Source organism: Methanospirillum sp. (assembly GCF_028679455.1).
Classification (GTDB): Archaea; Halobacteriota; Methanomicrobia; order Methanomicrobiales; family Methanospirillaceae; genus Methanospirillum.
The window spans coordinates 1-23,983 of the sequence record NZ_JAJRBM010000375.1 but is presented as its reverse complement, the minus strand read 5'-3'; the positions used below and the strand labels follow the sequence as shown (position 1 = coordinate 23,983).

Below are 23,983 nucleotides of genomic sequence, written 5' to 3'. Positions count from 1 at the left end.
GGCATCAGTAAGGTCCTTTACCTTCTCTGCAGATGCCCCACCACAAATGAGCATAACTGCAAGAAGCAGACATGTCATTATCAATGCTCGCTTCATCATATGAGTATAGCCTCTTTTTTGTTATCATATAAATGTAACCAAAACATTTCAAGATGCATCAATAAATTTAAATTTAAACATAGAATTTTAAAAATAAAAATGATTTACCCCCTTGTGTTTGGTACGATCCATTCGGCAATTCGCGGCTGATCGGGAGGTGAAAATTGATGATTTTCGGTGGGAATTTATCTGCCCTTCTCATACAGAGGAGAACCAGACCATGTAGGGGGAGAAAATGCGATCAGATGGGAATTGTACCTGGATGAAGAACCCAGAACAGGTTTACCAGATGTTAAATCCACTCCCCATATTCATTAATGAACCGGTCGAATATCAGAATAGACACAAAATTTAACATCTGTTTGATATCCTCCTCACTCCTATTATCACTTTCATGTCAACACACCGGCTCGCCGTAATCGACATGGACAGATGTGTCGGGTGCCAATCCTGTATGTTTGCATGTAATCGTAGACATGGGAGTGGAGGTCTTGCCCGTACTGCAATTCATATCAGTTCGGTGGGAGGTATTGAGCGTGGGTTTTCAGTCAGGGTTTGTCGGGCCTGCAGAGATCCTCCGTGTGCAGATGCCTGCCCAAATACCGCTCTATTGAAACGGGAAGGAGGAGGAGTGAAACTAAATCCAAAACTTTGTACGGGATGTAAATCATGTATCGATGCCTGCCTTATCCAGGCTGTTAGTTGGGATACCGAAAAGAATCTTCTTATCATTTGTATCTACTGTGGGATATGTGCAAAATACTGCCCGTACCAGGTTATCGAATTACAGGATATCAAAACGGTGATCTGAATGGAACCAGTACTGTCCCGTGTTCTTATCATTGATCTCTCTACCAAGACCTATCGGATCAAGGATCGAAATCCGCTCTTCTCCGAACGCCTTGGAGGAGCCGGGGTTGCAATACGATTGCTCAATGAATTTTGTCCACCAGCGGCAGATCCGCTAGGGCCGGAGAATCCGATAATCCTGGCAATCGGCACTCTAACTGCACTCTTTCCCCTCGCTTCAAAATGTGTAGCGATGTTTAAGTCTCCATTGACCGGGAATCTTGGTGAAAGTCATGCCGGGGGCCGGACTGCGGTCACGATGAGGATGGCAGAATACGGAGCAATCGTGATAACAGGTAGATCTGAAAAACCGGTTTATCTCTCAATTACTTCGACAGAGGTCTCATTTCATGATGCACGAACACTCTGGGGTATGGCCCGGGGAGATACAGTAGCCAGAGTCATCAGATCCTTTGAAGGGATACCAGGAAACCGGACAATCCTCCGAATTGGACGTGCAGGTGAGCGGATGGTCAGATATGCTGCGGTAACTACCGAAACATATCGTCATTTTGGACGAATGGGACTTGGTGCGGTTTTTGGATCAAAACACCTCAAGGCAGTTGTGATATCAGGTGAAGGTTCCATTCCGGTTACCGATGGAAAACAATACCGTGCACTATATGACCGGCTCTTTGATCAGGTGACGAAATCACCGTTGATGAAAAAATATCACGACATCGGCACTCCCAACAATATCCTTCCGCTCATGGCACTTGGATCACTACCAACTAAAAATCTTACTGCCTCAAAACTTGAAAACGGAGAAAACCTTTCAGGAGAAGAGTTTGCATCCCGGTTCCTCTCCCGACGGGTGGCCTGTTCCCATTGTCCGGTTAGTTGTATCCATATCGCCCAGATCAGGACTCCTTACCCTCATGATCCCTATTTTTTCAAGACGACCCCGGTTTGTTATGACTATGAACTGATTTATGCACTCGGATTCATGGTGGGAGTATCAGATCCCTAGGAAGTCCTCACCCTTATCGATGAGATCGAAGGAACCGGCATGGATGCAATGTCCTCAGGAGTGGTTGCTTCGTATGCTACCGAAGCACTGAAGAACGGGCTGATTTCTCTTGAGATGATGGGAGGAATTGAACTAAAATTCGGAGATGCTCCAGGATATCTGCAGTTTTTCAGGGCACTTGTAGATCAACAGCTCCCGCTCTTCCAGGATCTTGGCAGAGGGGTTGATTATGCATCAGCAATCTATGGCGGGGTTGAATATGCATTAGCATTTGGCAAGAATGAGATGCCGGGTTATTTTAGTGGCCCGGCAGCGATCATTGGGTATCTGACCGGAGCCAGGCATAGTCATCTTGATGGAGCAGGATATAGTATCGATCAGAAACCTGAAGAAAAAAATCCACAACAGAATGCCCTTGAACTTTATTCTGAAGAAGCATGGCGTCAGATCCTATCCAGTCTGGTGATCTGTTTCTTTTCCAGAGATCTTTACACTGAAGAAACGGTTAGGGAATGCCTGGCGATCTGTGGGATAGAGATGGATGAAAACAGATTACACAGACTTGGAGAAGAGATCTTAAAAGAAAAATATCAGTTTAAGTTCAGGGAAGGATTCAGTTTTGATCCAGACCTACTCACACTCCCTGCGCGGGTTACTGAGCAGATATCAGGAAAGGGACATCTTGACGCATCGTTTATCAGAGAAGGAGTCATGGCATATCAGAATCTGATTACCAACAAATAATGGCCAAACGGAAAGATCCGCTATGTATTCTGGATTAAACAAAAACAGCCAGAAAAAAGATGTAACATTCTCATATATGATACATAACCCTATTCAAACCGAATATCATCACGGCTTTGAACTCTTATGCTTAACGCCGAGGGGGAGATTTGAACTCCCGAGGTGCAAGCACCAGTGGTTTTCGAGACCACCGCCTTCCCGGGCTAGACTACCTCGGCACAGATGTTCAATATTGATCAGAGCGATGAACAAGGAAATTAAACCATTCAAAACTCATCTGATAAAAAGATGAGAAAATATTACATACCCGGTCCTGCCGGACCGTCATTGCGGGAGACCATCATGTCATCAACACGGAGCAACATCTCAACCGCTTCTGCTGAAGACTGAATTGCCTGTCGTTTGCACCGCAGTGGTTCGATAACACCGTCAGCCAGCATATCAACTGCTTTACCGGTGAAGACATTCAGACCAAAGTTCTTTTTCCCTTTTGCATGAGCGGACTTGAGTTCAACTAGTTTGTCGATTGAATTCATGCCGGAGTTCTCGGCAAGGGTGATCGGGATGATAGAGAATGCATCTGCATAGGCCTCAATTGCAATCTGTTCTCTACCACCAATGGTTGCAGCATAATCACGAAGTTTAACGACTAACTCGGTCTCGATTGCAGCACCACCAGGAACATACTTCCCGTCTTCCATTGTGTCCATGACCACACGGGTGGCGTCTACCATCGCCCGCTCCAGTTCATCAACCAGGTACCGGGTGGTTCCACGGAGCAGAATGGTTACGGTCTTCGGATTCTTGGCACCGTAGATCTTGGTCATCTCGGTGTCCTCAATCTCCTCTGCCCCTGCAGCAGTTCCAAGCATGGACTTGGTGAGGTCTTCGGCCTTGTTGGCAACGGTTGCATTCAGGGCACGGGCTGCGAACTTCATGTCCTTTTCTGGGACATCTTCAAGAGCCATAACTCCTGCCTTGGCAAGGAAGTACTGGGCTGAATCAGCGATGCCCTTCTGACAGAGAAGGACGTTTGCACCGGTTGCAATAACTGCGTCAGACATTGCTTTGAGTGCTTCGCGTTCCTGCAGTCCAAATGCCTCAACCTGTTCAGTGCTGTTGATCTTAATCTTGGATTTGACCTCAGTCTTACGGATCTCAAGTGGACTGGTAACCAGAGCTACCTTTGCTCCCTTGATAAACCGGGGCATTGCCTGGTTGACACGGGTCTTCTCAAGTACAACTCCCTGAACCAGTTCTGCATCATCCATTGAAGAGCCGGTGTGGGACTTGATCTGCACATCATCCTCATCAACCGTTACCTTCTTCCCGTTCTTCTCTGCAACTGCAGTGACTGCTTCTACCGCAATCTCACTGATCTTCTCTTTCACGTTCTCAATTGACTTACCGGTGATGGCAGTCTGCACAATTGAGGAGAGGATCCCCTTATTGTAAGGATCAACGGTAGTGGCCATCCCATCGAGAATAGCAAGAGCACGGGTCATTCCCATCCGGTATCCCTTACAAATTACCGTGGGGTGAATCTTCTTATTCAGCAGAATTTCAGCCTGCTCCATAAGGGATCCAACCAGCACAACTGCAGTGGTGGTTCCATCCCCTACTTCTTCGTCCTGAGTCCGGGATACCTCAATGACCATCTTGGCTCCCGGGTGCTGGACTGAGATCTCATCAAGAATCGTAATTCCGTCGTTGGTAATGGTGATGTCCCCGCTTCCATCGATGAGCATCTTGTCCATGCCCCGGGGACCTAGAGTAGATCTGACAGCCTCGGCGAGTGCCTTTGCGGCCGCTATATTTGAGCGCTGCGCCTCATATCCGTGCGTCCGCTCTACATTTTCTCGTAAGATGATAACAGGCTGTTGCGCAAGCATAGAGTATCCTCCGTATGGATACAGGTGGATTTAAGGTTCTATATAATGCTTGTGTAACCCTGCAGAAAAGAAAAATGAATTAATCTATTCGGGAAATTCTGAAGAGACTATAGACAGGGACGCCCTCAATTTCACGGATTCCGCGCTTATCAAAGATTACACAACAGGCAAGCGGAGTACATCCATGATTCTTCAGATAGGCGACAACCTCATGGAGCGTATCTCCGGAAGTGATAACATCATCAACAACGACACAGCGGTCACCAGGATTGATCTCAAAGTTCCCGCTCATAGAACCGACCGGGTTCTCAACCGTACTGTGCTTTGAAGGATGATATATGGCCAGACGACTCGTCTCAGCTGCAGACATAAACGTTGCCAGAGGAATTCCTGATATCGATATCCCGACAATGGCAGTAGGAGATGTTGCATCCTGCTGCATCTTATGATATCGCGAGAGCAGCATCATGGCACTCTGCTCAAGCAGTACTGCATCACCACTGACCGCTGTCCAGTCGATATGGACATCTTTAGGTGTTGACGCACCCTTTTCCTGAGTCAGAAGCCAGGTCACCGTCTCCATGGAAAGAGAGAGTTCGTCCGCGATCTGACCAGGGCTATGACCTTCACTTCTCAGGTGGCGTGCCCGTTGAATGAGATCTTCGATCGTAGACATCTGGAAAGAGATCTGCAGATATCTATTTATTCTTTCGTTTTAATGCCGAACCACAGATGGGACAATCACCTGCTTTGGTCGGGATCTGATCATAATATTTGCCGCATCCGGTGCACCTGAGTTGCCATATTCGGGGTGATGCTTCCCGCTGGATAATGGACTGCACCGGAATATTCAGGGCAAGGGCGGTGTTCTGTACTGCAAAATCATCAGTAACCAGCGTTCCTCCGAGTTCCAAAGCCAGAGCGATCAGATCGGTATCTGTCTCTGACAGGACCCGAAGGTCACCAATCTTATCAGCTGCTCCCTGTGCAGTCTTGAGAGATCTCTGAAGAGGAGGACGAATTTCCATCCCCCCATCAAGAAGTACCGCAAACCTCGCTTTCCCACGAAGATCTTTTAGTTCTTTCTCAACCCGGGGGACAGTAAACAGAATCCCATCGAGAGGGATGGAGAGAAAAAATGCTGAAGTATCAAGGATAAGGATCTTCTTCACTTCATCTGGAGTTACTGCTCCATCAGACCCTGAACCATGATCTTCCTGATTATCTGTTGATTGCATCTGCGATGATCCTGGCCGCAGAGTAATCACTGCAGGCACTCTCAATAGTATCACTACTCACTATCCGGGTGATACCAGCGCTTTTCAGATGAGTATAGGCCCCGGTTGATAGTACTCCATGCACACAGACCGTCGAGATTGAAGCAGCCCCCTGCTCAAAAAGCATGGAAGCAGCGGTTGCCTGGGTCCCACCGGTAGAGATGATATCATCCACAATTACTACATCTCTGCCCTTTACCGGGATTTCTTTGGGCTCTATCCTGACTTCCACACCTGATAATCTGACCTTATGAAGATGATCTGCTTCCCATCCTCCTGCTTCGGCAATCTCACGGGCCAGTTTTGCAGCTCCGATATCCGGGCCAAGAATGAGCGGGGATTTACAGGTAAGGGTCTTTATTGTCGCAGCCATATCTGGTGCAAGCGAGAGATCCCTGACCGGAACACCGAAGAAGGGTATGATGGACTCTTCATGCAGGTTGATGGTGACAATATTCGTTACCCCGGATCCAAGGGTGCGGGCAATAATCCGGGCAGAGAGTGGTTCGCCATGATTGAACTGCTTGTCCTGCCTGGCATAACCCATATAGGGTAATACCAGAGTGGTTGTTGCACTACTGCATACATCGGTAAGCAGCAACAGTTCGACCAGATCATCACTGGTAACCAGACTTCCCACGATTACCATCTGATCTGATATCTCACCGGTCCGCAGATAGATCTCGCCATCAGGAAACCGGGTCCATTTGACATCCACCAGCGGCTTGTGCAGGAACTCTGCTATTCTGCCGGCAAGAACCTGGGAACGCCGGGTGCTGACGATCTTCATGCTGGCCTATACATTTGCTGAAAGTACTTAAACAATTGTCCCCGATTGAATACTGATTAACCGCCATGCAGGTGTACACGCGATAATGGATACCGAGGGAGAGAAGTTACTAAATACCAATATTCCGGAGGATCAGGGAGATTCGTTTCAGCCCCTGGTCGAGGGGACCGGTCAGCAGAACCCGGAGTCTGCAGAGAACCAGTCACCGATTACTGCGCAGAGTGAAGCAGGGCAACAAACCATATCTGAACAAAATCCGGTGGAGGCAGATGACGGTACTTCACGGGTCATTCAGGTTCCGGAGAGTCTGATAGATCAGGTCATAGGTCAGGACCATGCAGTTGAAGTCATCAGAAAAGCGTCAATACAGCGACGCCATGTGATGATGATCGGGACACCCGGTACCGGAAAGTCAATGCTGGCCAAGGCAATGGCTGAACTTCTGCCTAAGGAGGAGATGCAGGACATCCTGGTGTACCCGAACTCCGAGGACTCAAACGAGCCGATAATACGAACGGTTAAGTCAGGCAGGGGAAAGGAGATCGTTACTGCCCATAAGACTGAAGCCAGAAAAAAGGCACAATTGAGAAATACCCTCATCATGATCCTGATGCTCGGGATTATCGGGTACTCGTTCATCACGTATCAGTGGCTGATGGGTATCATCGCAGCTGCATTCGTATTTATGGCACTTCGGTATGCAACCCCGCGAGAGGAACAGATGGTGCCAAAACTTCTGGTCTCACATGACAAGACCACCACCGCCCCATTTGTAGATGCTACCGGTTCCCATGCCGGTGCCCTGCTCGGAGATGTCAGACATGATCCCTTCCAGTCAGGCGGGCTAGAAACCCCGGCTCATGACCGGGTAGAGGCTGGTGCAATCCACCGAGCACACAAGGGCGTTCTGTTCGTTGATGAGATCAATACCCTTGGCCTTGCAGCTCAACAGAGTCTGCTGACCGCAATGCAGGAAGGCGAATTTGCCATCACCGGCCAGAGTGAACGTTCATCAGGAGCGATGGTCAGGACTGAACCGGTACCCTGTGACTTCGTTATGGTTGCAGCAGGTAACCTGGACGCCATCGAAGGGATGCATCCTGCACTTCGTTCCCGTATCAGAGGAAACGGATATGAAGTGTACATGGAAGACACCATGCCTGACAGTCCTGAAAACCAGGAGAAGTTCATCAGGTTCATCGCCCAGGAGATCAAAAACGACGGGATGATCCCACACTTTGATCGCAGTGCCATCGAAGAAGTGCTTCACGAAGCACGGAGACGGTCGAACAGGAAAGGGCACCTGACCCTCAAACTGCGTGATATGGGAGGTCTGATCAGGGTAGCAGGGGATCTGGCACGACAGGAGTCAGCAGATCTTACCACCCGTGCCCATGTGATCGAGGCAAAGAAGACTGCCCGTTCCATAGAAGATCAGATCTCTGCACAGGTGATCAAGAGAACCCGTGAATACGAACTTGCAGTCGTTGAAGGAACCCAGATCGGAAGAGTGAATGGTCTTGCAGTTATGGGAAGTGACGCCGGATCCGTACTGCCGATCATGGCTGCAATAACCCCTGCACAGGGTGATGGCGGTGAGATCATCGCAACCGGTCTGCTCAAAGAGATAGCCCAGGAATCGATCAAGAACGTCGGAGCTATCCTAAAACGGTTCACCGGGAAGGACATTCGAAATATCGATATCCACATCCAGTTTATCGGGACTTACCAGGGTGTTGAGGGAGACTCTGCATCAGTGACCGTGGCAACCGCTGCGATCAGTGCTCTTGAACAGATCCCGGTCAGACAAGATATCGCGATGACCGGATCACTCTCAGTCAGAGGGGATGTACTGCCCATCGGAGGAGTAACTTACAAGATAGAGGCTGCTGCAAAGGCAGGGATCAAAAAGATCATCATCCCAAAGGCAAACCTTGAGGACGTGCTCATTGAAGAGGAGTACAAATCCCTTGTGGAGATCATCCCGGTCACCTCCATTGAGGAAGTACTCGATATCGCTCTGGTTCCGGAAGATCGTGCAAATTTCCTGCACCGGATAAAATCAATCACCCATTCAACCACCAAATCAATACTGGGTTCTGAGATCCCCGTACCACGGACGGTTGCCTGATGCAGGCAGAGCCACGATATTACGATATCAGACGGGTCAGGGGAGAAATTACCCAAATAGATATCGATAATGGGAAGGTAGAACAGGCTGGTACCTCTTTTTACGATAAAGCCACCATCCGTGCCCTTGGTAAAGCGGGATGGGGAGTCCTTTCGGTATCAGGTGATCAGATCGGATCAGAACATCTGAATCGATCACTTCTCTCACAGGCGATGAATGCCTCGGTTATCACTAACGAACGGGTTGAGATAGCAGAAGTTCCTTCAAAGATTCATCAGATCCCAAAAATCGGGGAGGACCCCCGAAATATTGGAATTGAAGAGAAGGTTGCAATCCTGCTTGATCTCGAAAAAGAAGCAGCGGGAGAGCATATTACCAGCCGCAGGGTGACCTACACTGAAAAAGCAGAGGAGATATTTGTAACTGATTCATCAGGAAATGAATATCAGTATGAACTTTGCCGGTGTGGATTCTCCGTGCTTGCGGTCGCAAGCCGGAGCGGAATCGTCCAGATGGGATATGAACGGGACCATACCATCAAAGGGCTGAATATCAGGCACCGCCAGAACGTTGCACGTGAAGCAGCAGAGCGGGCGGTATCTCTTCTCGATGCCAAACCTGCAAAGGGGGGAAAGATGCATGCAATCCTTGACCCTGAACTCGGAGGAGTTTTTGCCCACGAAGCAGTGGGTCATGCAGCAGAAGGAGACCTGGTAAGAGAAGGAAATTCGGTGCTGAAGGGTAAGATCGGATCAGTGATCGGCTCTTCCAGTATCACCATCGTTGATGATCCCTCACTGGTCGAGTTTGGATTCTGTCCGATTGATGATGAAGGTTCTGCAACCAGCCGGACAGAGATCATCAGAAACGGGATTATGAACTCATACCTCCATTCTAAAGAGACCCTAGCCAGAGTCGGTGACGGTGTTCCCGGACACTGCAGGGGAATGGCAGGAGAGATTCCGATTGTCAGAATGAGCAATACCTTCATTGAGAACGGGGATGCCTCGTTTGAAGAGATCCTCGAGTCGTGTAGGAATGGTATTCTGCTCAAGGGTTCACGTGGCGGTCAGGTTGACCCGGGAAGGGGTATGTTCCAGTTCAATGCTGAATATGGATACCTGGTTGAAGGAGGGGAATGCACCGCCATGGTGCGTGATGTCTCTCTCGCGGGTGAGATCCTTTCAACCCTTCATTCAGTCGAACTGGTAGCCAAAGACCGGGCGTTACACCCGGGATACTGTGGGAAAGGTGGTCAGACAGTACCAGTAACTGATGGTGCTCCACATCTTCTACTCAGGGATGCCATCGTTGGAGGCTGTGATGTCTGTTGAGCAGATCCTGAAGGCAGCAGAGAGCCGGGTCGATGAGATCGAGGTCTGCGTCGGGCATGGGGATGCCATTTCAGCAGAGCTGAAGCGAAAACAGATCGAGATCGGTACCCGTTCAGAAGGATCCGGTCTTGTGATCAGAATCATCAAAGATGGCAGGATCGGGATCTCATCAACAGATAATCAGGAGTCATGGAAAAAATGCCTTGATGCAGCGATATCAAGTGCGAAATTTTCCGACGCGGTTGACTGGAAAGGGCTTCCTAAACCTGTTGATCTTCCCAAGGAGTCACTTGCATTTGACGCGGATATCAAAGCAGATCCGGCTCTCGCTAAAGATCTCATCGACAGGATGCTTCAGGGATCTGAAACCTGGCCTGCTGAGGTAACCGGTGGCGGAGTCTCGCTCTCCTGTTCGTCGCACCTGATCGCAAACAGTTCCGGACTCTGGTATGAGGCCAGAGATACCCACGTCAGCCTCTCGCTTGAGATGATTGCAGATCAGTCAACCGGATTTGAATATGATTCAACCTGGAATCTGAAAGCAGTGAAACCCGAGTTTGTCGGAGAGCAGGCGGCATTTTATGCAGCTAAGGGAAAGGACGGGAAAGAGATAGAAACGGGAACATATGATATCATCCTAGCCCCGACTGCTCTCTCCAGCCTGCTTGATGCAACCTTTGTGCCGGCTCTTTCAGGAAGAAATGTGCATACCGGTAGATCCTATTTCGCAGGAAAGATGGGGGAAGAGGTGATGGATCCCAGGTTCTCGCTCATCGATGATCCATTTGATCACCGTGGTATCGGTAACTGTTATTGGGATGGTGAAGGAACACCGGTGCAGAAGACCGCGTTCATTGATAAGGGAGTTCTCACTTCATTTGCCTATGACCTGAAGACTGCATACCGATATGGAATGCAGCCAACCGGGCATGGAGTCAGAACCGGTATGAACGGGGCACCCGGCATCGGCAATCATAACCTCATTTTAAACGGACCGGTGATGGATGTTATGACCGATGATGCGATATACATTCATGACATCGTCGGTGCCCATACTGCAAATCCGATGTCAGGAGACTTTTCCGTTGAACTGGCCGGCCCATTCCGGGTGAAGAATGGAACCCTGGATACCCCGATAAAGACCGGGATGCTTTCGGGGAATGTGTTTGAGATGCTCAAACACATTGAAGGTTGTTCAGCAGATACCAGAACCCTGGGATCGCTTATCCTTCCAGCAACCAGATTTTCAGGAGTAACCATTGTCGGGAGGGTATGAGGAGATGATCTCCGGGGAAATGAAGAATAATTCCCTCATCCAGACGGTGGTATCACTCTCCAGTCCCCGCCAGTTTGATTCAGAACAGATTAAAGATGCAGATGTTGTAGAAGTTCGACTTGACCTTATTACTGAACCAATAGAAGAGCGGATGCAGCATCTTGCTGAAACATTTCAGGGACCAATCATTCTGACACTGCGATCCAGTGACGAAGGGGGAGCATTTGCCGGTAATCCTTCCACCTGGATGGATCGGCTTATTCCACTCCTCCCGCTCGTTACCATGGTAGATGTGGAGATCAGATTCCGGGAACATGCAGCCAGGCTGAAGAAGATGGGAATCGCCGTGATCGCGTCCTGCCACAAGAATGAGATGCTCACACCCGATGCCCTTATGGCATTGTATCATGAACTCAGATCATTTGGAGATATTCCCAAGATTGCAGTGCAGCCACAGGATACTGACGATCTCCTGACTCTGCTTCAGTTCACGTATACAGCACCGAAACCGCTAATCGTCAGTGTCACCGGAACGGTATGCCGGTACGCACGGCCCCTGCTCCCACTCTTTGGTTCATTGTACACGTATTGTTACATTGACAGCCCGACATCCCCAGGTCAGTACAGTCTGCGAGAAATGCGAATGTTAGCCCATCTTCTCTCTCCGGGTCTGATAGATACCTGGTTTGAAGGGCGGCCGATCAGATCAGGTGATCCATCGCCATTTTACAGGTTGGCCGGAGAGATCAGGCCCCACCAGTCATGATGAGAGATGATATCCTGACTCACCCCTTCATTACCCATTATCCACCGTATATCACCGTAGTTCAGTGAGGAACCGATGCGAATACTAACAATTACCCTCTTCGTCCTTCTGATTTTATTAGCACTAATTCTGCTTGTTCCGGTAGCATTTCTGGAGTTAACCGATACCGTGCAGAAATCAACAGGAGTTGTCATGCCTGAAGATCTCAAACAGAACATCGGGATGTCTCTTGCCGAGGTTGCAACATCATCAGGAAGACCCACAACTGCAGTTGCGGTTTACGATTACTTTATTGCTACACATAATGAGCAGTCTGACCTTTATGTGCTAAAATGTGATGCCCTGCTCGCTGCTGGTGATGACGCCGGTGCTATGGAGGCATTGGATCAGGCACTTTCCTGGGATCCCCTAAATCCACAGTTTCTCATCAAGAAAGCAAGATTGCTGGTAAAAGCCGGGAAAAAGAGTGAGGCAGATAGTATCTTTGATAGTATTCTCGCTATTCAGACCGACAATCCAAAGTACCTGAGTACTATTGCAGATATTGCACTTGAACGGACCCGTTATCTTGAGGCATTTGATCGCTATTCCAGACTGGCAAATCTCACCCCGAAAGATGGCAGGATCTGGGAGAAAAGATCAGATGTGATCTTTGCCCTGTTGACAATACCGACTGCAGGAATAAATGCATCTCCATCATTGAAACAGACTGATCTCTATACTGATGGTATCAAAGGGTACGAACAGGCCATCATACTACGACCAGATCAGGAGAAGAACATCAGATCCAAGATGTATAAACGATCTGATGAGTATGTTGCGAGATCTATCCAGGAGCTCGAAGATCGGTACCGCGAATTCAAATACCTGCAGCCTGGTGCAGATCCTATCAGATCGATATTAGGATGATGGTGTATCATGCAAATCAGACCACTTTGTTTTTTGATGCTCTTTACCCTGATTGTGGTGCCGGGCATATCTTCCGCAGCTCTGCTCGATGAGCATACTACTGATGAATGGCGTGAAATCCTGGCTATCCCGGAGAACACGACTATGCTGACCGGGCTCCAGATTACCCTGTCAATCAGCCCGGATCAGTATTATCTTCCTCAGGATTCTGAGGTAAACCTCACCGGATCGATCACCTCGATATTTGGTCCGATCAAAAACGTACCAATCGTTCTGGCACGGGGGAACAATACGGCCCCAACCCCGTATCTGAATCTGACCAGCGATGAAAACGGTGATTTCCGGGTTACCGATTCCGCGAGTACGACTGGGGTTATCAGATACCAGGCCTGGTTTGATGGTTCTGACCTCAAAGAGAAGAACATCACCAGGAGTTACGAGAAAGAAGTCAGGGCGACTCCACACACCGTGAACCAGTCAGATATTTCTTCCGGGGATGCCATAGCCAGCCTGGTCGATCCTGAATCACCCGATAATACGGGAAATCTTCACACGAATGCAAGCAGCCTTACTCTTGAGGTCACTCCGGAGACCTATGTTTCAGGTCAGAATGTGACCCTCTCAGGGATGATCACCGGTAATGGAAATCATCCGGTCCCTTATACTCCGGTCTCAATAGAGAAAGCAGAAGATGAGAACGGGTATGTAGTGATCGGAGATACGGTTGCTACCGATACCAGTGGCAGATATATGGCATCATATCATCTGACTGGCCCTTCTTCGTCTGAGTTCAGGGCTGTTTCTTCAGATGGACAGGGATCTCCATTGTTCTCCGATCAGGTCAGATCCACGTTCGAGAATACAGATGACTTCTCTCCTCCGGCACGGGAACGGACCGGAAAAAGAAAGATTGACGCTGATATTAACGCCGTCATTATCAGGCCGGGTGAAAATATCACCGTGTCGGGATGGTTTTCAGACGGGAACGGAGATGGAATTGGAGCTGGACGTCTGTATCTCTACTGGTATAATTTTGCAGACCGGATATGGGATCGGTATGAAAACTGTTCAGAAGCGATAACCAATGATGATGGATATTATGCCTTCAATGTCAGCGGCCCGAATATGACCGGAATCTCATACATGGCAGTAATATCTAAAAAAGAACAGACAGGAAAACCTCTTTTCTCCCAGATTCTTCCGCTTACCGTCAGGGGCCCGGTTGACATAAACGCTTCTCAACTCTCTGCAATTCTGACGGTACGGAGTGAACCTGAAGAGATTCAGGTACACGAGAAGGCGACGATCACCTTCACGCTCTCTGATCCTGATGGAAATCCCCTTGCCGGTGAACCGGTGAAGATGTACTTCTCAGAGGACGGATTTACCTGGTACATGAATGGTAAGGAAAATGTAACAACCAGGACAGATGGAACAGTTGCTATGGTTGATATTCCAACCAGACCAGGATTCCATTATTACCGGGGAACGTATGATGGATCTGATGTATTCATGGGTGCAGACTCGGGGATTCTGGCACTGGTGATCACCGGATCTGAAGATCAAAAGGTAACAAACGAAACTGAGGCCATCGATCAGGTATCATCCTGATTTTACTTTTCTTAAAAAGAAGTCAGGTTATATCATCCCGACATAATGAAGAATCACCAGCAGAATTGCTCCAGGAATTCCGGCCAAGGCACAAACAATGACCGAGATAGCATTTATCTGGATATCCGGTTTTCCGAACATGCCAAACAGATGAATCTGGTTGATGACGATCAGAAGAATAAGACCTAGAATCGAATTAATCACCAGATGCATTGCCTTTTTTACCAGGTACCAGAGTGCTACCAGAATGATGAGACAGAGAACAATCAGAATGATGGTCGAAATCATGGTAATGCTGACATTTCAGCCTCGATAATAGAAGAGCATGCCGGTATGAGTAACCCTGGGTAGTACCAGTATCAGCAGGTTCAGCCATCTTCAAATATCTACAGGTTCTACCGGAGGTATGCTCATAACAGATATCAGTACGATTCCCTACCGGGAAGTGATGGATTTATCGCTGCTAGGTGAATTGTTCCACCCCATGCTCTTTGGGGATCAGGTATCTGCCCGGTACAGTATCGCCCACGCCAGAGTTGCGGCAGGGAAAAAAACCCTTCCTCATACCCTGCTCAGATCGTCAGAGGCTTACTACATCCTGCAGGGAAAAGGCATCATGCATATCGGGAGTGAATCTAGACATTTATCAGAAGGACAACTGGTATACATCCCCCCGGGTCAGGTCCAGTTCATTGAAAACGCCGGTGATGATGAATTGATCTTTCTCGCTATCGTGGATCCGCTCTGGCAGTCAGGTGATGAGATACTCGGTACACCGGAACAGAAAAAAAGTCCTCATATGAACCAATTCATGGAAGAAGCGATACGGGAGGCAGAATCCGGCCTCGCGGAGGGGGGCATTCCGATCGGTTCAGTACTGGTCAGGGATGAAAAAATTATCGGGAGGGGTCATAACCGGCGGGTGCAGGAAGGAGATCCTATGGTTCATGCAGAGATAGACTGTCTTCGTAATGCTGGTAGAATCGGGTCTTATGCCGGATGCACCCTCTACTCAACTCTTATGCCATGTTATCTCTGTGCCGGAGCTGTGGTCCAGTTCAGGATTCCCGAGGTTATTGTCGGAGAATCACGTACCTTTGAAGGAGCAGCAGCCTTTATGCGATCACACGGGGTCAGGGTACTCGATCTTGATCATCAGCGATGTATTGAAATGATGAGATCGTTTATAACCAAATATCCTGATCTCTGGAATGAAGATATCGGAACCACGTGAGTTCCACACCTGGCCCGGAAACGGTCAGAAGATCAGTTACAATTTTTTTAATTCCGGTTCAAGCGTGTGTTCCATCTCATAATGATGACACCCCCTTTTAGGAATCCATAACAGTCGTTCATGAAATTTGGATTCAATCTCCAGGGTATGACCTGCCAGTGCAAGCTGAAACGAAACAATGAGCAGGAGAATGAGAATAATATCTCGAAACGTGAGCGTCAGAGTACCCAAAATTCGATATTGAGAGGTGATGAAATGCCTGATGAGATCATCTGCCCCGGCAATCTGACCGATGGTAACCAGAATCACGATGATTAAAGCACCAATGAGGGAACAGATGAAGATTGATAGTATCCAGACCCGTAAAAATTTCCATATAGCGGCAAAGAGCGTAAGAATAATAAAGGCGATCAGAACCGGATCTGCCAGTACCTGATTCACCCAGATCTCCATGAGATAGCATCACCGCTGGTTCGTATATAGATTTCTCCCGTTTCGTGTAAACAACCCGGGCAGAGTAGCATAGGCAACAGAGGATACGAATGTATTTATAGAGGAGTGAGAATTTAACATGGTATGCATTTTTGTCGGATTTTTGTTTCATTCGTATTACCAAATCTAACCACAACAAGTTGGACTCTACAGTATGAACGAGGAACCGGATGAAGCAGTTCTGCCTTGGATTTGAGGTGCACCAACCCTACCGGCTGAATAAATCATTCGTATATGGTCAGGAAGATGATAAACATGACCATTACAGCAGATACTTTGATCCAGCAAATAAGGAGATCCTGCTCAGAGTATGTGACAAATGTTATGGTCCTGCAACCTCACTCATTCTGGATCAACTTGATGACGGATTTGCCTGTGCATTCTCGATATCAGGAGTGCTGGTGGAACAACTGGAGAAGTGGGCTCCGGATGTGCTGGATCTCTTTGTACAGGCAGCAAAACATCCCAACGTTGAGATGATCTGCCAGACCTATTTCCACAGCATATCAAGTCTTTTCTGGGAAATGGATGAGTTCAGAGAGCAGGTGAACCAGCACCGGCAGATGCTTCATGATGTGTTCGGAGTGACACCACGGATCTTTGAAAACACCGAGTTCATCTTTGATAACCGGATTGCGAAGCATGTCAGGGAGATGGGGTTCTCAGCCTGTTTCACCGAAGGAGTTGATCATGTCCTTACATGGAGAAGTCCCAATTTCCTTTACGAGTGTGAAGGCCTTCCTCTCGTTATGCGGAATTTTAAACTCTCTGATGACATCGCATTCAGATTCACCTGCAGGGACTGGGAAGCCTGGCCACTGACCGCGGAAAAGTACGCTCACTGGGTGTCACAGACACCGGGTGATTTTATTCCGGTATTCATTGACTATGAAACGATAGGAGAACATTACTGGGCAGACACGGGAATTCTTGAATTCTTCAGACACCTAGGACCTGAACTCAGGCGGGCAGGAGTCGAGATGATCAATCCTTCAGATATCCTGCAGTACCCAGTCAGGGAATCGTTCTCAATACCGGTTCCGATCTCCTGGGCTGATGCTGAGAAAGATGCAACTGCCTGGATAGAAAACCGTAAACAGAAGAATGCAGTCAGAGCGATTCAGCGGTCTCATAAATTCACCTGTGATGAACGCCTCTGGAGATGTCTGCAGATCAGTGATCACTTCTATTATATGTCCTGCAAGAATGGATCCTGCGGAGAAGTACATTCATATTTCAGCCATCAGCCGGAACATCAGGCATTTATAACCTACATGGATATCATTGCCGATTATGAAGAACAGTGTATCAGAAATGATCCTGAAAAGGAGAACATGTTCCCACTCCGGTCGATGAGCATCGACAATGCATTTTATTTCTCAAGCCCATTCGGATTCACCGGGCATGTTGCATTTGATCTGGATCAGTTTGCTGAGATGCTCCCCGTGGTTCCTGCAGACTCGATTACCTATCATCAGCAACGGGGAGATCTGGCAGCCTGGGCCAGGTCTGCAGTTGGTGATGAAACACTTGCTCAGGCCCTGGAAGCGGCACATTCACGCCAGGATCTGATTCACGCAGCAGAAAAACGGTGTGACGAATTATGGAACTTATGAGATCAGGATCAGATCATGAATCCTGATTCATAGCGAAAACTTTTCTGGAAATTTTTTATCAGTCCTGAAACCATCGTCTTGTCAGACCAGCTCATCACTGCTGCAGGTCGATAGGCAGGATCGGTACCATCAGTATCTACTGCACCATGCTGACCGGATCCGGTATAATTATCTGAAACCAATGGGAGCGTTGGCTCACCCAGACCAGGAGAGATCAGAAGAACAAAAAATATCACCATGCCTGCGATTACCAACTGATGATTCAAAATCATACCAATTATACCCACGAAAACCCAGTTTTTCTGAACAGTCTGTACCTGCTGATACCAAATAGTTTCTTGCCTGAACCAGAACGGAGAGGTATTTAATAGGATAATCATCTATCCTCTGTATATGATTAGGGATTTTATCGCCGTTACGCGGGTAATGGCTGATCGCCCTCTGCACACTATCATCGATACATGGCATTTCACCAGGTCTTTTAAGTACCTGCACCTTCAGAAGTTACCGGGTATTGACAGCATGGAGTACCATGGATAACGGAAAAAGACTCAAAATTGCTATTTTTTGCTGGGAAAGTCTGTACTCAGAGCGGGTCGGCGGGCTTTCTAACGCTGCCACATACCTGGCCCAGTCGCTCGGAAAAAAACATGAGGTCCACTTTTTTACCCGTGGGGATCAGGATTTTGAGGTGTGTGGAGTCTCATACCATGTGTGGCACCCGCAGGGATCCAATATCGTGGAATACTGTGCAAGTCTCTCACATGGCCTTGTCGAACGGTTCTACCAGTTTGACACAGAACCATTTGATATTCTCCATTTCCATGACTGGCATATGGTTGAGGCATTACACCTGCTCAGACACCGGCGAACCGTGTTCACGTATCACTCTACAGAATTTGGAAGGAACGGAGGTGTACATGGAGACTGGTGGGAGTACCATGAGATCAGCGGAAAGGAATGGTATGGAGGACTTACTGCCAGACGATGTATTGCAGTATCCGGACTGCTCAGGCAGGAGGTAATCGATCTCTACAAGGTTGATCCCGGAAAAATTTCAGTGATTCCAAACGGAGTGGTCAAAGAGCAGTTTGATGTAAGTATCAATCAGGGAGCAATCAAGCAGAAATACGGAATTCACTACCTTGCCCCGCTGATCGTCTTCATTGGAAGACTGGTATATCAGAAAGGCCCGGATATTCTGGTCGATGCAATGCCAAAAATTCTTGACCGGTTCTGGAATGCTCAGTTTATCATGGCTGGGTGCGGGGGGATGAAGGACTGGCTTATCAGCAGGACGGCGGGAATGCCAGTACAGTTTCCCGGATTTATCACTGATTCTGAGTACGTCAGGCTGCTTCATGCGAGTGATATCGTGGTGATTCCAAGCCGGAATGAGCCATTTGGGATCGTGTTGCTTGAGGCATGGAGTGCAAACCGGCCTGTAGTAGTGAGCAGGGTCGGCGGACTAGCCGAGAACGTAGAGCACGGGGTCACCGGCCTTGTGGTGGATCCGACTCCTGATGGAATAGCCTGGGGAGTAAACTATTATCTGGATAACCCGAACGAGAGAAACAGGCTGGGACGCGGAGGCTATAACCAGGTGGACCGGCGGTTCTTCTGGGATTCCATTGCTGAACAGGTGATGCATGTGTACCGTGAGGTATAACCGATCCGGGGTGTTTGAAACTGAGCGCTGTGCATGCTGAAGATCTTACCTCAATTCCCAACCTGATCAGATACGGGCGGGAACTCAGAGATCCTGATATCGCTGGTTCACGAGAATTTCTGATGGTAGACGGTGAGATGTACTGCTCATCATCATTTGCCGGGAATACAAGACGGTACCATGGACTGCTCATTCACAAACGAGAGGTACTGCTCAGCGCTCTCCATGATGAGGCGAACGGAATACGTCTTTCATCTGGGTGGTGGGGAGAGACCTTTGTCGGTGAAGGGCTTGCCTTGACACTCGGTGCCACCATTTATCCTGTTGTACAGGAGTTTGCAATTCCGGGTGCACGGATACGAAGATCGTTCATATTACATGACGGGCTTACGATCAGGTACGAGATCACCGGCACCATCTCAATGATGATAAGACCCCTGATGACCAGGCGTTCAGTAAAAGACCTCTCGCATGAACCGCTTGTGGAGACTAACGCTGATGCTGGTGAACTGATCCTGAACGGGTGCAGGGTCAGTGCTTCACTTCCATTTTCCCATGATCTACAGCGGTATCACAACGCCCGATATCCCAGGGAACAGGAGCGTGGATACGATGCCAGGGAGGACCTGGTGAGTCCCGGTTACTTCAGCGGTCCTTGTACTGACGGGGTCATTGAGATCAGGTTCGTTCCCCAGAATTTCATGAGTCAGGCAACAACAATACAGAAAGACTCTCGTGATATACTTGACCATGCTGCACGGATCTGTGTTTCAAACAACCAGATACATGCCGGTTATCACTGGTTTACCGAGCCATGGGGGCGTGATACGTTTATCAGCCTGCCCGGTCTGCTGCTTGAGAACGGCAGATTCAGGGAGGCAGAAGATCTCTTTCGCTGGCATCTTGCAAATAGGAAAGGAGGCCTGCTGGTGAACCGGTACCCAGACTCGTTTCATGCTGCCGATACCACGCTCTGGTTCTTCTGGGCACTCTTCCAGTATGTGCAGAAACTTCCCGGGTCCCCGTTCGTATCAACGATCAGGCATGAGATAGAGGATCTCATCACCGCGTATCCAGGTAGTGGTATTGCATCACTGAATGGAAACCTGATCCAGGTAGAGGCAGGATCCACCTGGATGGATACTTCATACACCCCACGTACCGGATTACCGGTTGAGATCAACGCATTATGGATCCTCGCTCTTGAACTCCTGGAATATCTGAAGATTCCAACTCCGGTAAGATCAACAGATGCACGGAAAGAGTTTGAGGCATTCTGGAACCCGGATACCGGATGCCTGTATGATCTCCTGGGCCCTGATGATGCAACCATCAGGTCAAACCAGATTATCGCCCTGGCATTAGGTCTCGTTCCATTTGATGATGGAAACCGTGCTTTACAAGTGATCGAACGTGAACTGCTCACCCCATATGGGATCAGAACCCTATCGCCTGCATCACCCGGTTATTCTGGCAGGTATACAGGAGATGCCTCATATCATAACGGCATGGTCTGGCCATGGCAGATCGGGTTCTACCTTGACGCCCTCATCCAGTACGGGGCAGATCAGAAGAAGATAGAGTCGGTTATTTCCCCGCTCTGGCATTATTTTCTGACCGACGGATCAGGTCTGCTTCCAGAAATGTTTGACGGCGATGCCCCGTATCAGCCTGCCGGAACAATATGTCAGGCATGGAGCATTGCTGAACTGATCAGGGCTAGAAGCACACTCCTCACCAGAAAAGACCGAACACCGCCGGAACCGGAAGTGGATGATAATTACCTGTTCGCATAACGAATTGAAGAACTGCATCCCCCTGGAATACATGATACCTGATCACCACCACGAGAAATTCCTGCTGATATGATAACGATTGCCTGGGAACCTAGAGGAATTTATCCAAGTCTGGAGGGGAGGACGAGATCTCCCCCAGTTATAGAAAAAGGTAAGGATGCTTTTTCTTTTGAGACAAAGGTCAGCCGGTTGGTGATTTCACCAGGTACCTGCCCGGACGGAACCGGTGCCTGAATCCTTATTCTGGGGAGAGGGGATGGAACATTGGTACCAGTGCTCTGAGTCGGGAGGCCAGGTTCATACACTCTAGTGAGAGCAGTCCCATCCAGTTTTAAAAGAACGGCACCGGATGACTTGTCCAGTACCTCAACTTTCACCAGATTCAGATTATCATCCCCAAACCGTGAAGTCTCCATGGTATATGCAATGAAGGTTCCTCCACTATCCTGACCAACAACAGCAGGATTTGGTACTGAGATGGTTACATTCGGTTTTTCATCCAGTACCGGGGTTGTCTGGGAGGTACTCATCATGATGAACAAAGTACCTACCACTGCAAGGACAATACAACCGAACCCGAGAATATATACCCACTTTTGCTCCATACCATCACCTAACCGATTATCGTATCTGATTCTTCAGTACACCCAAGGGCTGCATCAATATTATACGTTCTGATGAGCCAGACCATCCGAATACCGGGAGACCACACAAGTCATATACTTCACCAGACCATCATCTTTCCAGAGCGGGTTTACCCGGCCGGTAGCAGAATTTATGACACCCATCATCCAGACCACCACCATAACAAAGCAGTACGGTGATGTGATCGCTGTTAATGCGATCACCTTCTCCGTTGACCAGGGCTCTCTCTTTGGACTGCTCGGTCCGAACGGATCAGGCAAAACAACCATGATCAAGATGCTTACCGGACAGATTCGCCCCACAAGTGGATCGGCAGTGGTTATTGGTCATGATGTGATAACCGATCCAATCGGATTGAGAAGAGATGTGGGGATCATACCAGAACAGGAGACTCCTCCGAGTTTCCTGACTGCAATCGAGTACCTCGACCTGGTCGGAGATCTGCGACAGATCCCTGATCTCAGGGGACAGGCAGACTGGTGGTTTGACTTTCTTGATTTTGGGGACAAGCGTAATGTTCTGTGCAAGGATCTCTCGCGGGGAACACGTCAGAAACTCATGCTCACGCAGGCTTTCATCCATCGTCCGTCACTTGCCCTGATTGATGAACCGTTGATAAACTTTGATCCGATTATGCAACGCAAAGTCAAGGATTTTCTTGTCAGTTACGTGCGCCAGGGAAATACCATATTCATCTCAACACATATCCTTGCGATCGCTGAGGAGATCTGCTCAGGATTTGCCATCCTCCACAAAGGTTCCCTGCTCCACCTCGGAACCCCCCGTGAACTGACAGAACAAGGCCTTTCTCTCGATGAATTCTTCCTCAGTCTGGTCAGAAGGGATAGCGATGCGTAAACTCTTCTGGTATATGATGAAAGAGGAGTGGCGGATTCATTCCACCATGTTTGGAAGTCTCAGCTTTGCCCTGTTTCCATTCATGATCGGAGGGATCGCCTTTATGGGAGCATTTCTTCTCCCCCTGATCAGGCACTCCCTTCCTCCGGGCAATCTCTCTCTGATCCTTCATTCAAACTACCTGCTTCTCGGATTTATGGTAGGTGCATTCGGTCTTCTCGGAAATGAAGCCATGAACCGCAGATTCGGACAGGCAAGCCTGATCGCATATGCTGCACGGAGTCTGCCGGTATCAGACCGGGATATCTTTTCCCTTTTTGTATTCAAGGATCTGTTGTATTACTTTATCCTCTGGATTTTGCCATTTGCAGTCGGTTTTTTACTTGCATCACCGTTTATCGGGATTCCGGTAACAGTTCCACTACTGCTCAGTCTTACCCTTACGATCTCATTTTTGTCCGGGCTCTCACTCGTCTTTTTCCTCTCAACCCTGTATAGCAGATCACAGATTGCGTTACTGATTGCAGTTGTCACAGGTGTATTGATACTCGGAGGATGGGGCGTGAGTACAGGGAGCAATCCTGCCATGTTCTTTCCTCCGATTATGCTGTTTGAGAATTTTTCGGTACTCCTGTTAGGTGCTATCCTCAGTTGCATCGCCATCCTTACCATACTCTCACTTATGCTCTTTTCACCGGAAAGCAGTGCATCTTCGAAGCAGTACCGGGATAGGATCATCCCACTCACCAAGTTCCTCTCATGGTTTCCCTATCCCTCTCTGACTGCAAAGGATCTGATAGACCTCTACCGGAGCGGGAGTGCTATCGGCCAGACCCTGTTCTCATTCCTCATTCCGCTCGTAGTGATCTGGTTCTTTCTCTCGCTAATCAATGACTATCTGCCAAAACAAAATATCCTTTTCCTCTATGCAATGACAACCGGGATCATTGCTTCAACCATGTATACCTGGCTTACTGCGTTTGATAATTTCAGTACCTATGCCTGCCTTCCGGTGAGTGTTACAT

22 protein-coding genes, 1 tRNA gene and 1 pseudogene are annotated in these 23,983 nt (G+C 48.5%); 14 read left to right on the top strand and 10 right to left on the bottom strand.

Annotation, left to right across the window (positions count from 1 at the left end):
- Positions 1–493: 493 nt before the first annotated feature.
- On the top strand, positions 494–910 hold the full coding sequence (locus tag LUQ50_RS12760) for a 4Fe-4S binding protein (protein WP_300040234.1): 417 nt from the start codon (positions 494–496) through the stop codon (positions 908–910).
- Positions 911–2,662 (top strand): annotated as a pseudogene (locus LUQ50_RS12755) (aldehyde ferredoxin oxidoreductase N-terminal domain-containing protein).
- Positions 2,663–2,796: 134 nt separating this feature from the next.
- On the opposite strand, the gene LUQ50_RS12750 reads toward LUQ50_RS12755, so the two are convergent.
- From LUQ50_RS12750 to LUQ50_RS12730, 5 genes are all read right to left on the bottom strand, one after another.
- Positions 2,797–2,880 (bottom strand) — tRNA-Ser (locus tag LUQ50_RS12750).
- Between the two features lie 81 nt (positions 2,881–2,961).
- Positions 2,962–4,554 (bottom strand): thermosome subunit alpha, encoded by a 1,593-nt coding sequence (gene thsA / locus LUQ50_RS12745; protein ID WP_300040231.1) that lies wholly within the window; start codon positions 4,552–4,554, stop codon positions 2,962–2,964.
- 79 nt (positions 4,555–4,633) lie between these two features.
- Positions 4,634–5,230: an orotate phosphoribosyltransferase-like protein gene (locus tag LUQ50_RS12740; RefSeq protein WP_300040229.1), complete on the bottom strand. Its 597-nt coding sequence runs from the start codon at positions 5,228–5,230 to the stop codon at positions 4,634–4,636.
- Between the two features lie 22 nt (positions 5,231–5,252).
- Positions 5,253–5,792, bottom strand: a complete 540-nt coding sequence (locus tag LUQ50_RS12735; protein WP_300040227.1) for an NOB1 family endonuclease — start codon at positions 5,790–5,792, stop codon at positions 5,253–5,255.
- Positions 5,776–6,621, bottom strand: a complete 846-nt coding sequence (locus tag LUQ50_RS12730; protein ID WP_300040225.1) for a ribose-phosphate diphosphokinase — start codon at positions 6,619–6,621, stop codon at positions 5,776–5,778. Before LUQ50_RS12730 ends, LUQ50_RS12735 begins: the two co-directional genes overlap by 17 nt.
- A gap of 85 nt (positions 6,622–6,706) precedes the next feature.
- Here LUQ50_RS12730 and lonB point away from each other — a divergent pair, with 85 nt between their 5' ends.
- The 6 genes from lonB to LUQ50_RS12700 all read left to right on the top strand — a co-directional run bounded on the left by lonB (position 6,707) and on the right by LUQ50_RS12700 (position 14,648).
- Positions 6,707–8,752 carry an ATP-dependent protease LonB gene (gene lonB, locus LUQ50_RS12725; RefSeq protein WP_300040222.1) on the top strand — a complete coding sequence of 682 codons (2,046 nt, stop codon included), beginning with the start codon at positions 6,707–6,709 and terminating at the stop codon, positions 8,750–8,752.
- Positions 8,752–10,086: a TldD/PmbA family protein gene (locus LUQ50_RS12720; RefSeq protein ID WP_300040219.1), complete on the top strand. Its 1,335-nt coding sequence runs from the start codon at positions 8,752–8,754 to the stop codon at positions 10,084–10,086. Before lonB ends, LUQ50_RS12720 begins: the two co-directional genes overlap by 1 nt.
- Positions 10,076–11,362 carry a metallopeptidase TldD-related protein gene (locus tag LUQ50_RS12715; RefSeq protein ID WP_300040217.1) on the top strand — a complete coding sequence of 429 codons (1,287 nt, stop codon included), beginning with the start codon at positions 10,076–10,078 and terminating at the stop codon, positions 11,360–11,362. Before LUQ50_RS12720 ends, LUQ50_RS12715 begins: the two co-directional genes overlap by 11 nt.
- A gap of 4 nt (positions 11,363–11,366) precedes the next feature.
- Entirely contained in the window at positions 11,367–12,128 is a 762-nt protein-coding gene (locus LUQ50_RS12710; RefSeq protein WP_300040214.1) for a type I 3-dehydroquinate dehydratase, read from the top strand.
- Between the two features lie 75 nt (positions 12,129–12,203).
- Positions 12,204–13,037: a tetratricopeptide repeat protein gene (locus LUQ50_RS12705; protein WP_300040212.1), complete on the top strand. Its 834-nt coding sequence runs from the start codon at positions 12,204–12,206 to the stop codon at positions 13,035–13,037.
- Positions 13,038–13,046: 9 nt separating this feature from the next.
- A complete protein-coding gene (locus tag LUQ50_RS12700) occupies positions 13,047–14,648 on the top strand; it encodes a hypothetical protein (RefSeq protein WP_300040210.1) in 1,602 nt (533 codons plus the stop codon).
- Positions 14,649–14,675: 27 nt separating this feature from the next.
- Here LUQ50_RS12700 and LUQ50_RS12695 read toward each other — a convergent pair whose 3' ends face one another.
- Entirely contained in the window at positions 14,676–14,936 is a 261-nt protein-coding gene (locus LUQ50_RS12695; RefSeq protein ID WP_300040208.1) for a pro-sigmaK processing inhibitor BofA family protein, read from the bottom strand.
- Between the two features lie 118 nt (positions 14,937–15,054).
- On the opposite strand from LUQ50_RS12695, the gene LUQ50_RS16015 reads away from it, so the two are divergent.
- Positions 15,055–15,882, top strand: a complete 828-nt coding sequence (locus tag LUQ50_RS16015) for a deaminase (RefSeq protein ID WP_367279013.1) — start codon at positions 15,055–15,057, stop codon at positions 15,880–15,882.
- Between the two features lie 36 nt (positions 15,883–15,918).
- On the opposite strand, the gene LUQ50_RS12680 is transcribed toward LUQ50_RS16015, so the two are convergent.
- A complete protein-coding gene (locus LUQ50_RS12680; protein ID WP_300040206.1) occupies positions 15,919–16,335 on the bottom strand; it encodes a hypothetical protein in 417 nt (138 codons plus the stop codon).
- Between the two features lie 209 nt (positions 16,336–16,544).
- On the opposite strand from LUQ50_RS12680, the gene LUQ50_RS12675 reads away from it, so the two are divergent.
- Entirely contained in the window at positions 16,545–17,990 is a 1,446-nt protein-coding gene (locus tag LUQ50_RS12675; protein WP_300040205.1) for an alpha-amylase, read from the top strand.
- An 8-nt stretch (positions 17,991–17,998) separates the two neighbouring features.
- Here LUQ50_RS12675 and LUQ50_RS12670 read toward each other — a convergent pair whose 3' ends face one another.
- Positions 17,999–18,229 (bottom strand): hypothetical protein, encoded by a 231-nt coding sequence (locus LUQ50_RS12670; protein ID WP_300040204.1) that lies wholly within the window; start codon positions 18,227–18,229, stop codon positions 17,999–18,001.
- A 293-nt stretch (positions 18,230–18,522) separates the two neighbouring features.
- On the opposite strand from LUQ50_RS12670, the gene LUQ50_RS12665 reads away from it, so the two are divergent.
- Together LUQ50_RS12665 and LUQ50_RS12660 are read left to right on the top strand one after the other, a co-directional pair.
- Positions 18,523–19,659 carry a glycosyltransferase family 4 protein gene (locus LUQ50_RS12665; RefSeq protein ID WP_300040203.1) on the top strand — a complete coding sequence of 379 codons (1,137 nt, stop codon included), beginning with the start codon at positions 18,523–18,525 and terminating at the stop codon, positions 19,657–19,659.
- Between the two features lie 14 nt (positions 19,660–19,673).
- Positions 19,674–21,455, top strand: coding sequence for an amylo-alpha-1,6-glucosidase (locus LUQ50_RS12660; RefSeq protein WP_300040202.1), 1,782 nt, complete (start codon positions 19,674–19,676; stop codon positions 21,453–21,455).
- Between the two features lie 101 nt (positions 21,456–21,556).
- On the opposite strand, the gene LUQ50_RS12655 is transcribed toward LUQ50_RS12660, so the two are convergent.
- Positions 21,557–22,060 (bottom strand): hypothetical protein, encoded by a 504-nt coding sequence (locus LUQ50_RS12655; RefSeq protein WP_300040201.1) that lies wholly within the window; start codon positions 22,058–22,060, stop codon positions 21,557–21,559.
- A 60-nt stretch (positions 22,061–22,120) separates the two neighbouring features.
- Positions 22,121–22,246: a hypothetical protein gene (locus LUQ50_RS12650; RefSeq protein WP_300040200.1), complete on the bottom strand. Its 126-nt coding sequence runs from the start codon at positions 22,244–22,246 to the stop codon at positions 22,121–22,123.
- Here LUQ50_RS12650 and LUQ50_RS12645 point away from each other — a divergent pair.
- Entirely contained in the window at positions 22,233–22,958 is a 726-nt protein-coding gene (locus LUQ50_RS12645; protein WP_300040199.1) for an ABC transporter ATP-binding protein, read from the top strand. The genes LUQ50_RS12650 and LUQ50_RS12645 overlap by 14 nt on opposite strands.
- Positions 22,915–23,983, top strand: a 1,069-nt coding sequence (locus tag LUQ50_RS12640) for a hypothetical protein (protein WP_300040198.1), incomplete at its 3' end; no start/stop codon positions are given. The genes LUQ50_RS12645 and LUQ50_RS12640, both read left to right, overlap by 44 nt.

Bases quoted from the DNA above. Each gene is read 5' to 3' on its own strand.
- LUQ50_RS12760 (WP_300040234.1), top strand. From the start codon at position 494: ATGTCAACACACCGGCTCGCCGTAATCGACATGGACAGATGTGTCGGG.
- thsA (WP_300040231.1), bottom strand. From the start codon at position 4,554: ATGCTTGCGCAACAGCCTGTTATCATCTTACGAGAAAATGTAGAGCGG.
- LUQ50_RS12740 (WP_300040229.1), bottom strand. From the start codon at position 5,230: ATGTCTACGATCGAAGATCTCATTCAACGGGCACGCCACCTGAGAAGT.
- LUQ50_RS12735 (WP_300040227.1), bottom strand. From the start codon at position 5,792: ATGCAATCAACAGATAATCAGGAAGATCATGGTTCAGGGTCTGATGGA.
- LUQ50_RS12730 (WP_300040225.1), bottom strand. From the start codon at position 6,621: ATGAAGATCGTCAGCACCCGGCGTTCCCAGGTTCTTGCCGGCAGAATA.
- lonB (WP_300040222.1), top strand. From the start codon at position 6,707: ATGGATACCGAGGGAGAGAAGTTACTAAATACCAATATTCCGGAGGAT.
- LUQ50_RS12720 (WP_300040219.1), top strand. From the start codon at position 8,752: ATGCAGGCAGAGCCACGATATTACGATATCAGACGGGTCAGGGGAGAA.
- LUQ50_RS12715 (WP_300040217.1), top strand. From the start codon at position 10,076: ATGTCTGTTGAGCAGATCCTGAAGGCAGCAGAGAGCCGGGTCGATGAG.
- LUQ50_RS12710 (WP_300040214.1), top strand. From the start codon at position 11,367: ATGATCTCCGGGGAAATGAAGAATAATTCCCTCATCCAGACGGTGGTA.
- LUQ50_RS12705 (WP_300040212.1), top strand. From the start codon at position 12,204: ATGCGAATACTAACAATTACCCTCTTCGTCCTTCTGATTTTATTAGCA.
- LUQ50_RS12700 (WP_300040210.1), top strand. From the start codon at position 13,047: ATGCAAATCAGACCACTTTGTTTTTTGATGCTCTTTACCCTGATTGTG.
- LUQ50_RS12695 (WP_300040208.1), bottom strand. From the start codon at position 14,936: ATGATTTCGACCATCATTCTGATTGTTCTCTGTCTCATCATTCTGGTA.
- LUQ50_RS16015 (WP_367279013.1), top strand. From the start codon at position 15,055: ATGCTCATAACAGATATCAGTACGATTCCCTACCGGGAAGTGATGGAT.
- LUQ50_RS12680 (WP_300040206.1), bottom strand. From the start codon at position 16,335: ATGGAGATCTGGGTGAATCAGGTACTGGCAGATCCGGTTCTGATCGCC.
- LUQ50_RS12675 (WP_300040205.1), top strand. From the start codon at position 16,545: ATGAAGCAGTTCTGCCTTGGATTTGAGGTGCACCAACCCTACCGGCTG.
- LUQ50_RS12670 (WP_300040204.1), bottom strand. From the start codon at position 18,229: ATGGTGATATTTTTTGTTCTTCTGATCTCTCCTGGTCTGGGTGAGCCA.
- LUQ50_RS12665 (WP_300040203.1), top strand. From the start codon at position 18,523: ATGGATAACGGAAAAAGACTCAAAATTGCTATTTTTTGCTGGGAAAGT.
- LUQ50_RS12655 (WP_300040201.1), bottom strand. From the start codon at position 22,060: ATGGAGCAAAAGTGGGTATATATTCTCGGGTTCGGTTGTATTGTCCTT.
- LUQ50_RS12645 (WP_300040199.1), top strand. From the start codon at position 22,233: ATGACACCCATCATCCAGACCACCACCATAACAAAGCAGTACGGTGAT.
- LUQ50_RS12650 (WP_300040200.1), bottom strand. From the start codon at position 22,246: ATGATGGGTGTCATAAATTCTGCTACCGGCCGGGTAAACCCGCTCTGG.